The sequence below is a fragment of the Bacillus gaemokensis genome (assembly GCF_001590835.1).
In the GTDB taxonomy this organism is placed as follows: Bacteria; Bacillota; Bacilli; order Bacillales; family Bacillaceae_G; genus Bacillus_A; species Bacillus_A gaemokensis.
Map to the genome: position 1 here is coordinate 48,182 of NZ_LTAQ01000034.1, position 14,356 is coordinate 62,537.

Annotated in this window: 7 protein-coding genes, 1 pseudogene and 1 other annotated feature; of the genes and pseudogenes, 4 read left to right on the plus strand and 4 right to left on the minus strand. The window is 36.1% G+C overall.

Annotation, left to right across the window (positions count from 1 at the left end; translation table 11 throughout):
• Positions 1-67 precede the first annotated feature (67 nt).
• Positions 68-1,561, plus strand: a complete 1,494-nt coding sequence (locus tag AZF08_RS19615) for an FAD-dependent oxidoreductase (RefSeq protein ID WP_033673736.1) — start codon at positions 68-70, stop codon at positions 1,559-1,561.
• A gap of 115 nt (positions 1,562-1,676) precedes the next feature.
• Here the strand turns inward: AZF08_RS19615 and AZF08_RS19620 are convergent, their stop codons facing one another.
• Positions 1,677-3,194 carry a M36 family metallopeptidase gene (locus AZF08_RS19620; protein WP_033673735.1) on the minus strand — a complete coding sequence of 506 codons (1,518 nt, stop codon included), beginning with the start codon at positions 3,192-3,194 and terminating at the stop codon, positions 1,677-1,679.
• A 318-nt stretch (positions 3,195-3,512) separates the two neighbouring features.
• Here AZF08_RS19620 and AZF08_RS19625 point away from each other — a divergent pair, with 318 nt between their 5' ends.
• Together AZF08_RS19625 and AZF08_RS19630 are read left to right on the plus strand one after the other, a co-directional pair.
• Positions 3,513-4,109: a TetR/AcrR family transcriptional regulator gene (locus AZF08_RS19625; protein WP_033673734.1), complete on the plus strand. Its 597-nt coding sequence runs from the start codon at positions 3,513-3,515 to the stop codon at positions 4,107-4,109.
• Complete coding sequence (locus AZF08_RS19630; RefSeq protein WP_033673733.1) at positions 4,099-5,160, plus strand: DUF418 domain-containing protein; 1,062 nt, start codon at positions 4,099-4,101, stop codon at positions 5,158-5,160. The genes AZF08_RS19625 and AZF08_RS19630 overlap by 11 nt, the downstream gene beginning before the upstream one ends.
• A 120-nt stretch (positions 5,161-5,280) precedes the next feature.
• Here AZF08_RS19630 and ileS read toward each other — a convergent pair whose 3' ends face one another.
• The 3 genes and pseudogenes from ileS to AZF08_RS19645 all read right to left on the minus strand — a co-directional run.
• Positions 5,281-8,382, minus strand: coding sequence for an isoleucine--tRNA ligase (gene ileS / locus AZF08_RS19635; RefSeq protein WP_033673732.1), 3,102 nt, complete (start codon positions 8,380-8,382; stop codon positions 5,281-5,283).
• Positions 8,383-8,437: 55 nt separating this feature from the next.
• Positions 8,438-8,677, minus strand: a binding site (T-box leader).
• Between the two features lie 115 nt (positions 8,678-8,792).
• Positions 8,793-13,001, minus strand: coding sequence for a tetratricopeptide repeat protein (locus tag AZF08_RS19640; RefSeq protein ID WP_033673731.1), 4,209 nt, complete (start codon positions 12,999-13,001; stop codon positions 8,793-8,795).
• A 289-nt stretch (positions 13,002-13,290) separates the two neighbouring features.
• Positions 13,291-13,644 (minus strand): annotated as a pseudogene (locus AZF08_RS19645) (IS200/IS605 family accessory protein TnpB-related protein); the annotation flags it as partial.
• Between the two features lie 141 nt (positions 13,645-13,785).
• Here AZF08_RS19645 and AZF08_RS19650 point away from each other — a divergent pair.
• A complete protein-coding gene (locus AZF08_RS19650; protein WP_033673729.1) occupies positions 13,786-14,352 on the plus strand; it encodes a PadR family transcriptional regulator in 567 nt (188 codons plus the stop codon).
• Positions 14,353-14,356 lie beyond the last annotated feature (4 nt).

Sequence of the window (14,356 nt, forward strand, 5' to 3'; positions counted from 1 at the left end):
CTAATACTCATTGTGGAATGAAAAGATATTGATTAAAAACTCACTTTATGAATGGGAGATTAAGATTATGACTCATACCAATTATGCACTTTCAAAAGGAAAAACAGAGCGCGCCATTATCATTGGGGGCGGTATTGGCGGTTTACTAACTGCAAGGGTGCTTTCTGACTATTATAAAGAGGTACTTATAGTCGATAAAGATAATTTTCCAGAAACACCTGACAATCGTCCTGGCACGCCACAAGCTTTTCATCCACATCGTTTTACCCCACGAGGTAAATTAATTACAGAAAGACTTTTTCCAGGATATGAAAGTGAATTGGTAGCACAAGGGGCGCCTTCAGCTCTGAATAAAATCATCCAAAACATGAATCAATACGGCACGATAGAGATGCAATATCCACGAAATGATGTCAAATTTAGTAGAGCTTTGCTTGAATGGGCACTTCGAAAACAAGTACAAAAAATTTCTAATGTTAGTTTTCTCACAAATCATAACGTAATTGATTTGTTAATGACGATTGATCAGACAACTGTTACCGGAATTCAATTCTTCGAACGTGGAAAATCTGAACAAGTACGAACACTGCATGCTGATTTAATAATTGATACAAGTGGTCGTTCTTCTAAACTAGTAAATTGGCTTCAAGATTACGGCTATGATGTACCGGATTCAGATCGTTTGAGAGTCTCTCTTGGATATAGTACCCGTCGTTATAAAGTCCCTACCCATCTGTCACATCTCACAGAAAAATGGGACACAATTAACATTGCAGGACAGCCTACCAATGAAACTTTTACAGGAGTCTTTTCCTTTATTGAGAATAATATAGCTGAGGTATTACTCTATCGTCCAGGTGGTCATTATCCTCCTACAAATGCCGAAGAGTTTGAGCAGGCTATTGCCCAGCTCCCAAGCCCGATAATTAGCGAAATCTTGCACGGATTTGAACCAATATCCTCCCCAAAAAGTTATCGTGTTCCAGAACTATTTCGCCATCACTTTGAACAAATGAAAAGGTGGCCTTCTGGATTGTTAGTCTTGGGAGATGCATTCTGTATTTACGATCCAATTTTTGGCCAAGGAATGACCGTTGCTGCGATTGAAATAGAAGTGCTTGAGGCCTGTTTGCAGGAACAGCACAATAATCCTACTCCCCATTTTGAACAAAGTGTTCTCAAAAAGATGCAAGATGTAATCGAACCAGCTTGGTGGCTCAATTGTGCTACAGATTTACAATGGAAAGGTGTCGAATACGTAAGCTCACAACAATTAAAGGGTATTTCTTTTGGTCAAAAATATATGGATTTATTTCTCAAATATGCAACAACCGAGCGTGATTTCAAACTATACGGAATGTATTGGGCTGTAAACTCATTAGCAATCTCACCACATACTATATTTGATCCACAACTAGTAAAGACCATTCTCACTTCATCCAATGAAGGGCAACACTTCCTCGATGAACTTTTACTCACCTATAGTCAATCGTTAGAGGGCGTATTAAATCAGATTGTACCTAGTTTCTCTCAAACAGCCTTTGCGCCAGTAAATCTGTAACACTCCTAGATTAACAGGTTGGTAAACTTATATTTTTAATATCAGGTACGAATAAGAATAAGCCCTCAACATAATATCAGTTATGACAGGGGCTCATTCTTATTCATTCATATTCTTAATTTGTACTAATTCCTCTCGCCGACCAAATCCGATCAATTTCAGCTGCGTGCTGTCCGCCATATAGAAGAGCATCTGCTTGTTTAATCGCTTTTGCCCCATCACGGAATTTCGCATTTGGAGTTAATGACCAATGTGATTGTAAAATGATTTTTGTAGCTACATCACGTCCAAAGGATTGTGCCATTTCATACTCTCCTTGCGCCCAAATTTCTCCATCTGCATGCACTTCATTTTGCACATCTCTTGGGTACACCTTATTATTATCTAATCGACGCAAACATGTTGGATTCGAACTTGAATAAGCAGTCGCGTCCCATTCTCCGACGCATGCTTTTCCATATCCTGTCGTTGATACGGCATCTTCATAAGTTGCACCTAAGAAATCACCAAATCCCTCTCCCATCGCTCCGCCTTCTGCAGAATTTCCGAAGCCAGGAACTTGATTATCTTGAATAGAATGTCCATATTCATGCGCGATGATTCCCGCATCCTCTGCATCATCTACTCCCCCAGTCCCGAATGTTAAAGCTTTCGTTGATGGAGAATAGAAAGAATTATCGTCCGTTGTTCCATTTACATTTACTTTTATAGAACGATTGTTAATATTTTTGAAGCCTAATTGTTGTATATAACGTTGGAGAGTATCAATATGGTAGTATGACATCACATCTTCAAAACTATCATTCGCACGTGTGTAATTAAATTGGAGAGATGTAGATTTTGTATTTGCTTTTGAAGAAATCGTGACATAGTCTCCAATTAAAAAGCCAGTTCCATTTAAACCTTTTAACGTAACTGTTTTTAATTGATTCGTTAATGCTGTAGAATCTGCATCTTTATTATCCTTTAACCCAGTTAAACTACCACTTGATACGACAGGATTAGGTAAGAATACTTTCCCTGTTCCCTCTGCTTTACGGTTTATATCTACTTTTTTTAGTAACTTTCCACTTTCAGCGTCAATGAATGTTTCCCATGCACCAAATGGTTGATTGGAGTGGACTACAACTCGGTATACCGGTATAGCAACCCCATCTTCAATCATATATCCAAATTCCTGCATCGTCGGTGCCCATAAATTATTTTCATTTGCTGTTCCAGCAACATAGGACTGGGATTTCTGTTCCGCTTCTTTTCCAGTAATCTTTTGTTTTATTTCTTTCACATTCTGAACAGGCTGATAATCAGAGACTGCAAGCAAGCCTTGTCCTTTACCGTTAAGAGTCACCGTTACTTGCCTTGAAAATACAGGGGCACCATTTACTACTTGTTGAAATCTAACATATGAGGCTACTTGTGTATCAGTTGTTGAAATATACTGTAAGTCTGATAGATCTGCCTTTAATGCGTATTGCTCAGCATTCGCTTTTAAATATTCGGCCGCTTTTTCCTGAGGAGAATACCTGTCTATCTTTACTTGTACCTGTGTCTCTTCTACCGCTGAAACAGTAGATATTGTACCTAATACTAATGGTATTGCTGTAGCAATTGCTACTACTCTTTTTTTGAACATTAGAATCACTCTCCATTCTCATAATAAATTTTGAATGTACGAGTAATTCTATAAGATTGATTATATTCCCTTTCTCTTTTTCACATAAATACGTAAAGTAATATTTTCTCAATATTTTTGTATCAAAATGATAAATACTTTCGAAACATATTATTCATTATGAGTATTACGTAGAAATATCTGTTTTTCGTTAAATAATAACTAGTCGTAATTTATATGGAGGAAATAAAAAACGGGATTTTTTTACCTAACGATATGTTGAAAAAATTTTAATGCATGCTACTCTGAATATGATCTTATATTTTAGGAGGCTTAATGATGAGTAAAAGTGAGGAAACTCTTTCTGCAATAATCGAGGCAAGTTATCGTTTATTCGCAGAGTACGGAATTGCCAAAACAACATATACAATGATTGCCGAAGAAGTCGGAATAGCAAAACCCTCTATTTATTATTACTTCAAATCTAAAGATGCGTTAATTGAAGGTTTATTTGATGAACTATGTCAGGCAATTCAATTTTCAACCTTCTTTAAAACGGAAGAATTTACACAGGATAATTTTATTGAGAAATGTATTGAAATTGGTTTAAACATGATTGACGAACAAAATAAGGATCCTTATTTTAATCGTGTCTTACAAGAATATATGTTACTTGCATCTAGAAACAACATGTACAGCGAGCGATTTTTCGCCATACAAAGAGAGTATTTAAATGGTTTTGAAGCTCTCCTTGCGAAAGCGAGTTCATTACAACTAATTGAAGATAATAACTGGTCCTCAAAAGCTCATATGCTTGCATTGGTACTTGATAATATAGGAAACTTCATGATGTTTGATACAAACATGAATTATAAACAAATATGGATTGAAGCTGTTCGCAGCATATTTAAAGAGCGTGATCCCCATGGAAATTAAAAGACGGATTATTGGATTAGATTTTGCCAGAGCATGGGCTATGTTTGGAATGTTAATTGTGAATTTCATGGTTATAACGGGGGCTGAAGGTAACGGTCCCCCGTGGTTAATCACTTTTATGTCTCTATTTGAAGGTCGCGCTTCTGCTTTATTTGTTATCCTTGCAGGTATCGGTATTTCCCTTATGACGAAATCCTCTATTATCAGTGATGATCAAATAAAAATTATGGCCAGTCGAAAAATGATATGGAAACGGTCACTATTCTTGTTTGTATTAGGCTTATTGTTATATACAATCGACTGGACAGGTGATATATTACACTACTACGGCGTTTACCTCTTTATTGCATCCTTATTCATTACAGTAAATAAAAAGATATTGCTTTGGTTATCGATACTCATTTTACTTATTGCACAATACCTTCAATTAACCTTTAATGCCTTTGAAGATTGGGGAGGTCCTATCCCATTTATAAACTACGTAGATTTTTGGTCAGTAGAAGGATTTCTTCGCAATTTATTCTTTAACGGCTACCACCCTATTTTCCCATGGTTCTCTTTCTTCTTAATTGGCATGTTGATTGGACGAATGGATCTTCATAATAAAAACATTAGAAACAAACTACTAATAATTAGCCTAATCATTACAACAACTACTGAATTGTTGTCAAAAACATTGACTCATTTTTTCATCCCCTATATCGGAAAAGAAGCTTCTATCTTTTTATTTAATACAGGACCTATTTTACCGAACGTTTTATACATCTTATCTGCCACAGGTTCTGCTTTAATACTCTTGATCCTTTGCTTATATATTACTGAAAGGTATGAAAAAAGTTGGTTTATTGAGTCAATCATTAAAACCGGACAATTAACTTTGACTCATTATGTAAGTCATGTCATTTTAGGTATAGGAACATTGATTCTCTTAAACAGACTTGAAAATCAATCTTTAATTTTCGTATTAACCTTCGCCATTTGTTTTTTCATTTTTAGTATATTATTCAGTGTTTTATGGAGAAATAAATTTTCTAGAGGACCTATAGAGTAGGTTATGAGAAAGATAAGTGGATAAGTTATTAATCTATTACAAAGATTGACTATATCACTCTATCTCCCGCACGATAAAGAAAGTTCGAATCGTATATGATTCGAACTTTCCATCTACATATTATTTTGCTGGGCTCAACTTAATCCGAACCTTTTTCTCACCTAAAGGAATTTCATCGTCTTCTTGTGACAATGCTTCAAACGTAAATTGTTTTACTAATAGGTTTTCTTCTAATAAACCTTTATGCTTCGTTAAGGTGTTTTGTAATTCATCTTCTGTGTCAACAATGATATCTACTCGTAAGTTCACTGGTAAATTCAACTGTTTTCGATACTCTTGAACCGCTCGAATAAATTCACGTGCTACTCCTTCTTGGAACAATTCATCAGTAACATTCGTATCTAACATAACTGTATATTTTCCATTTGTAGTGTTAGAAAAGCCTGCTTGCGGTACTTGTTCTACTAATACATCTTCAAGTGTGATTACAACTTCTTCTCCTGCTCCAAGCTGATACAATGCTTTCTCAGCCCCAACAAATCTTTGTACTTCCTCTTGCGATAATTGCTTTAACCACTGATTTATAGCATTAACACTCTTTCCAAATTTCGGTCCTGCTGTTTTAAAATTCAACTTTAGCTGATACGTTGTATACTTTGTTTCATCTAATTCTACATGAAATTCTTTTACATTTAGCTCATCCATAACAATATCACGATAGGATCTCCAATCTACGCTTTGCTCATGATGCTGGAGTAATACGATTTCTGCTAATGGCTGTTTGACTTTTAATGAATGTTGATTTCGATTGCTACGCCCAAGCTCAACAACTTGTAAAACAGCATCCATTTCTTCTTCTAACTTTGTTTGAATAAGTGTTTCATCTGCTATTGGATAATCTGTTAAATGAACACTGTTTCCTTCTAAATTAAGATGAATGTCTTCCGCGACAAACGGAGTAAACGGAGCAAGCAACTTACTAACTGTAACAAGTACTTCGTGAAGAGTTGCATATGCAGCTGCTTTCTCAGGATTCATGCCAGACTCCCAAAAACGATTACGCGAACGTCTCACATACCAGTTACTTACCTCATCTACAAATGCTGCAATTTCACGAGCTGCATTTGTAAATTGATACTCATCGAGTGCATTTCTTACTTTCTTCGTCGTGCTATGAAGACGTGATAACATCCACTCATCCAACTTTGTGCGCGTTACTTCATGTGTCTTTTGCGGATCATACTTATCTAAATTTGCATATAACACATAGAAACTGTATACATTTACAAGTGTATCAACAAGTTTAGATTTCGCCTCTTGTACCGTTCTTTCAGAAAAACGTTTTGCATTCCAAGGTGCACTATCGACAAGAAGAGCCCATCTTAATGCGTCCGCACCAAATTTCTCGACTAAATCTACTGGGTTTAATGCATTCCCTTTACTTTTAGACATTTTCTGTCCTTGTTCATCTAACACATGCCCAAGTGATAACACACGTTTGTACGGTACTTTTCCTGTGTATAAAGCCGCTACTGCTAATAAGCTATAAAACCAGCCACGCGTTTGGTCAACACCTTCAGCAATTACATCCGCTGGAAATTGTTCCTCAAATAATTCTTTATTTTCAAATGGATAGTGGTATTGCGCAAATGGCATCGAACCGCTATCAAACCAAACATCGATTACTTCCGGCGTACGAGTCATCGCGCCCCCGCATTTTTCACAGCATACCTTCACTTCATCTACATATGGTTTATGCAACTCTAAATTTTCTTCTGCACGACCCGTGCTATGCTCTCTTAATTCATCAATACTTTTCGGTGAAAATTGATGATCACAGCTTTCGCACTCCCATACATTTAACGGCGTTCCCCAGTATCGTTTCCGGCTAATATTCCAGTCCACCATATTCTCTAAAAACTTCCCAAATCGCCCATGTTTCATGTGATCGGGATACCATGTGACCTCATCATTATTCTTCAAGAAAGTCTCCTTGATTTCAGTCGTTCGAATAAACCAGCTTTCTCCAGCATAGTAAAGCAATGGCGAATCACAGCGCCAGCAGTGCGGATAGCTATGTTCATATTTCTCTTTTGAATACAGCAATCCTTCCTGCGCTAAATAACGGACGATGTCAACATCACATTCTTTCACAAACTTCCCTTGTAAGAATGGTACAGCTTCCGTATATTCACCTTTTTCATCTACAACATGAAGAAACGACAAACCTTGGTTCTGTACCACTTTATAATCATCTTCTCCATAAGCTGGCGCGATATGAACAAGCCCAGTTCCGCTATCTCCCGTAACAAAGTCTGCTGGAATAACACGATATCCATTCGTAACTTCATCCATAAGAAATGGTGCTGCATAGGAAGTACCTACCAATTCTTCTCCTTTATGAACAGACAATACTTGATAGTCTTCTTTTAAAACGTCCTGCGCACGTTCTTTTGCAACAATATAAACAGAATCAACTTGCTTTACTTTTACATATTCCATATCCGGATGAACCGCAAGTGCTACATTGGCAGGAAGCGTCCATGGCGTTGTGGTCCATCCAAGAAAATATTCATTTTCACTATTTAACACTTTAAACTTTACCGTTGCACTTAAATCTTTTACCGTTTTATACCCTTGAGCTACTTCATGCGAACTAAGTGATGTTTGGCAACTTGGGCAGTATGGTGAAACTCGATGGCCTTTATATAGCAATCCTTTTTCATGAATCGTCCCAAGAATATGCCATACACTCTCGATATAAGGGTTCTGCAAAGTTACGTACGGGTCATCCATATCAACCCAATATCCGATACTCTCCGTAAATTCACGCCACTGCTTCTCATACGTAAATACACTTTCTTTACATTTTTTGATAAATGGTTCAATTCCGTATTCTTCAATCTCATGTTTACCAGAAATGCCAAGTTGCTTTTCAACTCCTAATTCTACCGGTAATCCATGTGTATCCCATCCTGCTTTTCGAAGTACTTTATATCCTGTCATTGTTTTGTATCGCGCTACTAAATCTTTAATCGTCCGTCCTAGTGCATGGCCAACGTGTGGTAATCCATTTGCAGTTGGCGGTCCTTCATAAAAAACGAAAGATTGTGCGCCTTCACGATTTCGAATTGATTGCTCAAAGATATGTTGCTGGTTCCACTGCTTACGAATTCGTGTTTCTCTCCCTACAGCTGATTCTTTTACGTCTACCTTTTCCACTTACAATCACTCCTTTGAAATTTTGTAAAAGCACACAAAAAACCCGTCCCTATCAAGTAGGGACGGGTTTACCCGCGTTACCACCCTAATTCTATTAGCATCTCAACTAATAGCACTTAGCAACGTACTAACATACGCGTTCTTTGTAACGGTAGACATCCGTCCGAGCTTACTCTATTCAGCCACGGCTCCTCGGAGATGATTTTCAAATAAAGTCTGTACACCGGCTTTCAGCAGTTTGCCGACTCTCTGGAGAACAGTACGATATTTTACTCTTTCTCGTCTTCAGATTTGTATACTTTTATTAACAGTTATTTTATTCCATTACACAACGAATTGTCAATCAATTCGAAAATATATTTTTATTTATATCCTACTTCTCGAAATTTATACATCACGAAAAGTTCCCATTACTTTATCGTTTCCCATACTACTTCTAAATCTTCATCTTCTTCCGCCAGCTCTGCAAAAAAGCCAGTTTCATCTTCATGAAGAATGATTTCAAGTTCTGCTTTCGCCTCTGCATTTCGATTTAATACAGCTAAGTAACATACCCGGTTGTATCGAGCTAACAAATCTGAAGAATCGAAAAATAGTATATGGTTTGTTAGTTCTTCTGCCTTTTCTGTTCTTCCTATTTGATGATAAGAATCCGCTAAAGCAAGCCACATCGCATTCTCTTTTGGATGATGTGAAATTCCGTTTTCCAACATAGAAATAGATTCTTCAAACCTTTCTTCACTTTGATATATTTCTGATAAGCTAAGAAATCCTCTACTCACAAAAGGCATTCTTTCGATTAGTTGCAAACAGATTTTTTCTGCCTGCTTCTCTTGCCCTAACATAACTAAAACATTTGAATGTAATAACAAAGCATCATAATGATTCGGTCGCTCTCTAAGCATCTGCTTTATTAATTCGAGGGCATCTCTTAACATCGCTTCATTTTCATCACTATGATTAAGTAATAGATTCACAGATTGCTGAGCCGTATCAAAATCCCACTTGTTTTCTAATGATGTTTGTAATACCTCTATTGCTTCTGTAATCATATTTCCATTTTCGTAAAACGTCGCCAAACGCTGTGCTGCCAGACTATTTTTGGCATTTAATTTTAAGGATATTTCAAATAAATCAATAACAATCGTAATTAATGAAATTTCTTGCGCACGGTTTTTCATTCGATAAAATGCTCTTGTAAAGATTGATCTCTTCGGCTGCTCATTTTGTTGTCTCTCAGCTAGTCTCTCAGCGATTACAGATGCAGCATACATAAATGCAATACTTCTTTCCTTTTTCTTAATTGGCAGCAGATGAAGAGAATCCCGTATTTGAGATACCTTTCGCTGTTGTTCCATCGCTTGAACATACACATCAAATACACGTTCACTTTCAATATCTCGCTTTATTAAGTTTGTAACAATCGACATCGCTTCCGAGTTTCGTTTCTTAACAAGTACTTTTGCATAATGATATTGTACCTCTACATGTTCTTCATCCATTTGCAAAGCTTCTTCAATCAGTTCTTGTTCCTTATCCATATCTTTCATGGCACCATATACATATGCAAGAGAGTCTAAACGCCACATTTCATTCACTTTGTCAGCTAATTTTTCTAACTCAAATACAAGCTCTTTATGAAGAGAATTTTCTACCGAAAGCTCTGCTAAATACTCCATATTTACGATCATCGGTTCTTGCTTCATTGCTTGAAGCATATGATATTGTTCTTTCAAGGCATTTTCTTCTTTTTCATATATCTCCGCTAATTTCACGTGCACTCCTGTAAAATTTGAATCTATTTCTAAGCAAGATTCATATGCCCTTTTTGCTTCTTCCAACTCCCCTAAGATCATAAAAGATTCCCCAATGCGGAAATATGGAAGAGCGCTCGGCCTGTGCTTGATTACTTGAGTATATCGCTTCATTGCTTGATCATATTGCTCAAGCGATTCATATAAGATACCTGCATAGCAGCCATACTCTGTATAATCTGTTCGCTCTTTTTCTAGTTTTCTTAAAAATGCAATACCACGCTGTACAAATGGTGTTCCTTCAATTCTACTCACATACTCTTCTAAAACATTTGCTATATTATTTTTCAAACATCGAATGCCATTTTCTAATTTAGAGAGAGCTATCTTTAATTGGTCTTCATTTGCTCCTAGCTCATTTTCTACGTCCCACAACACCATTCCCGCATTCATTAGAAATTCTTGATTTTGTTCAAATTGCTCTTCTACATCTAAAATATATTGTTTTGCAGTCTCATACTGTTCTTTCGCCATATAAATTTGTACCAAACCGAAATGTGAATACACATCTTCATCATTTTTTTCTAAAGAACGCTTATATATTTCTTCAGCTTTTTCAAACTTATCATTCTGAAAATGTAAATCTCCTAACCGAACATATAATGACGATGGATCCTCACAGTTTTCGATGCCCTGCAATAAAATTTCTTCTGCCTTCTTCTCATCCTCTACATCCGTTTCATATATTTCTGATAGTTTCACATATGGATATGGTTCTGCCTTTTCTAGCTGGCTTGCTATACGTAATCCTTTTATCGCTAAATGCAATTTCCCCATTAGATGTGCACATCTAGCTCTTTCATACCATATATGAGCTTCATACTTGTAATCTTTCAATAAATCATTAAAAACTCGATACGCTTCTTCATAACGTTCTAAATCCATTAATATCAAACCGTGATTTACGAGAACAAATCTTTCAGGATGACGTTGTATAGCAATATGTGACATCTCTATTCCTTTTTCAGGCTGATCCATATACATATATGATAATGCTAGAAAACTCCATGCTACCGATTGATCCGCATCCAATTGTAATGATGATTGAAAACTTACAATCGCTTCTTCATACTCTTCCATTTCTAAAGAATATCGTCCATTTATAAAATAATACAATGCTTGATGATTCTTTTTCTTTACATTTTGTAATATATCACCAGCTCGTTTCATATCCCGAAGACGAATAAAACATTGCGCGCTGTGTAACTTTACAAAATCTGAATCTGGGTATCGCTCCATTAACCTTTCGGCACAAGTAAGAATAAATTCTTGATCTACTTCGACATCCAAATGTTTAATTGTGTATAGCCATGTATAGGGGTTCTCCTTATGTGCTTGTAAAAATGATACAAGCTTTTCAATCCCCTTTTTATCTTGCTCTTCCAAGTGATCTGTAAGAGAAAATAATGCTCTGAAATATGCATTTTCTTCTTTTGATAAAAATGACAATCGTTCCTCTTTTTCTTTCGATACAAAAACGATAGATAAACAGTCTGTATAACGATATCTCTCCTGCAACTTGTCATATTCAACGAAAAGTGGCTCTAGAAAATTGGGATCTTGAATAATAAACGATTGTAACTGCTCATCATACCCAGAAAGAACTTGAACATGAGACGCATGTTCTATATCTAGACTGAGTAGTACTGGAATATTGTGATCGAGCAATTGCTTATAATTTTTTTCTGTTCCTTTAAAATAACGACAAATATAACCTATTTCTTCCAAATAAGTAACCGTGTCTGAAAACTTTGATCCAGTTACATCAAATATATGATTTGCCACTTCATCTTGCGTACGGTTTTCTCCCCATACTCGGAGCATCATTTCTAAACTTGCTGGAACACAATAATTATCTTTCTGAACGATTGGAACTAATGGTAGCCGAACCTTTTTTCCGTTAAGATATTTTTCTACATTATGATATATTGAGCCTTTTAAACATACTTCCTTTTTTAATAAAGCAAGTAATTCCTCCATCTTATTCATTTTATACAATGCTTCTGCACGTAAATGTGTAAAATAAGCTTTATACGAATGATGTGGTAACATTTGATCGATTTCATCTATCACTGCAACCATTTCTTCATAATGATGTAAATCTAGTAAATTCTTCACCTTTTCAAAATGGAAATACGGTACTTGCGGAAACTTTTCGATTGCATGATTGATGAATTGTAGAGCTTGTTTCTGTTCCCCTTTATACGCATATAGCTGTGATAATAAATAGATTGCTAACTCTTCACTTTCTTCATATTCTATCCCAGATAAGAGCGACTGCTCTGCCTTCTCCCATTCTCCTGTTTGTATATAAAAATATCCCCATTTATCAAAAACTGGACGTGTGCTATAATGTTCCGCTTTTTTCATATATAATTCTGCTTCTTCATTTCGTTTCATTTCTAGAAGACATCTTCCCAATGTAAAATAAGCTTTAGACAAAATATCGCCATCTAATTGATCTTCCTCTATATCTTGCAAAGCATCTTTTAGTAATTTTTCAGCATCAAGTACTTTTCTATCATCAATTAGCTCATCACAGTATAAGGAGAGCGTTCTCATATTTGGAGATTTTTTATAAAAATATCGTATTAAGAACCCACTATATTGATGCATAAGTCCTTCATCTGTTAGACGAACCAGTGTATCAAACGCCTCAGTTGATGAAATTGAGAAAAGCCACTCTTTCACATAAGAAAGCCTATTCATCTCTTTTATACGATCAATTTCTTGATTTACCTCCTGTAATCCATCTACAAATCTTTTCTCTTTCAAACACATTTCTAACCGCCTAAATTCTAACATGCATTCACCTCAAGTGATTATTTTTACTTCGCACCTGGAATTCATATTCTTATTTACTTGCTTAGATTTTACACAGCTTATAGTATGTATTCAACAAAAATCTTATATCTCTCCCGATAATAGAAAATAATATTTAAATATCTGCTCAATAATATTGAACTGTCCCCACCTACCTCTACATGAGCTTAAGGTGGGGGATTCATATGTTTCTGCCCAAACAAAAAACACTTCCTCTCGTTCAACAAAGAGGATACAACGATATAGAAATTCGGTAGTGTCCTTAGGCAAGACGACCAATTGTAAAGGCGGCAGATTGATGGATTGAGATCCCAAATTTCCGCATATATTTCATCTTCCCTGAGATCGAAGTGTAAGATGGATTGACTTGAAAGACAGCCACGCCCCTTTTATCCGCACGACCCAGAATCGCACTTGTCATCTTCTGATAAGCGAACAGACTCTTCATTCGATTCGCTCGCTTATTTCCGTATCGATCACCTGCCCTTGATTGCGTGGTATCTAACTTCTCTATTACAATCGGCTTGTTATACCGCTCTGCTAAGTCAACTAAGCGAATGGCTTCCGCTTCAATTATCTTTGTGATTTGTCCAGAGGAGGGAGTCTTCTTGGTTAAAATGGTAAAAATGATTATTTTTTGATATAGGAATCTTACTAAACTCAAACAATAAAATAAATACCATCCTTTTATTGACAAAACAAATATTTCCACATACATTTCAAATAAATACTAAACGTTTAGTATTTATTTGAACGGAGGATATACATGACACGATTAATGGTACTAGGTTTACTCATGCAATATGGTCCAATGTCTGGATATGAATTACAACAAGCTATGCAATCGGCACAAACTGATACTTGGGCAGGTGTTTTTCCCGCTTCGATTTATCATGCTTTAAAAAAAATGGATAAAGAAAGATTGGTAGAGCTTGATGCTGTTGAAAAAACAGGTAATCGCTCCAAAGCAATTTATAGTATTACGCCTGCTGGAAACGATGAGTTCCTTATACTCATGCTTCAGTCATTCCAACAATCTTCAGTCGCTTTCCCAACAGAATTATATACCGCACTCACTTTTTTCAACGAGAATACTGTTTCTGTGGATCACATTTCATCCGCCTTACAAGATCAAAAAAAGACAATTATAGAGATGTACGAAAGTATGAAAGCTGGACAATCTATTAAAGAAAAAATGATAGAAATTCCAGAACATGTAAGCCTTATTTTTGAGAATATTTATGAACAGTGTGACGTGCAGCTACGCTTTATTGAAAAGATGGAAAAAATGTTGTCTCGATTAGAAGATAAGAAGCACATGGAAGGAAAATGATGGG

Coding starts and splice junctions, on each gene's coding strand:
- AZF08_RS19615 (WP_033673736.1), top strand. CDS start 68: ATGACTCATACCAATTATGCACTTTCAAAAGGAAAAACAGAGCGCGCC.
- AZF08_RS19630 (WP_033673733.1), top strand. CDS start 4,099: ATGGAAATTAAAAGACGGATTATTGGATTAGATTTTGCCAGAGCATGG.
- AZF08_RS19625 (WP_033673734.1), top strand. CDS start 3,513: ATGAGTAAAAGTGAGGAAACTCTTTCTGCAATAATCGAGGCAAGTTAT.
- AZF08_RS19650 (WP_033673729.1), top strand. CDS start 13,786: ATGACACGATTAATGGTACTAGGTTTACTCATGCAATATGGTCCAATG.
- AZF08_RS19640 (WP_033673731.1), bottom strand. CDS start 13,001: ATGTTAGAATTTAGGCGGTTAGAAATGTGTTTGAAAGAGAAAAGATTT.
- AZF08_RS19620 (WP_033673735.1), bottom strand. CDS start 3,194: ATGTTCAAAAAAAGAGTAGTAGCAATTGCTACAGCAATACCATTAGTA.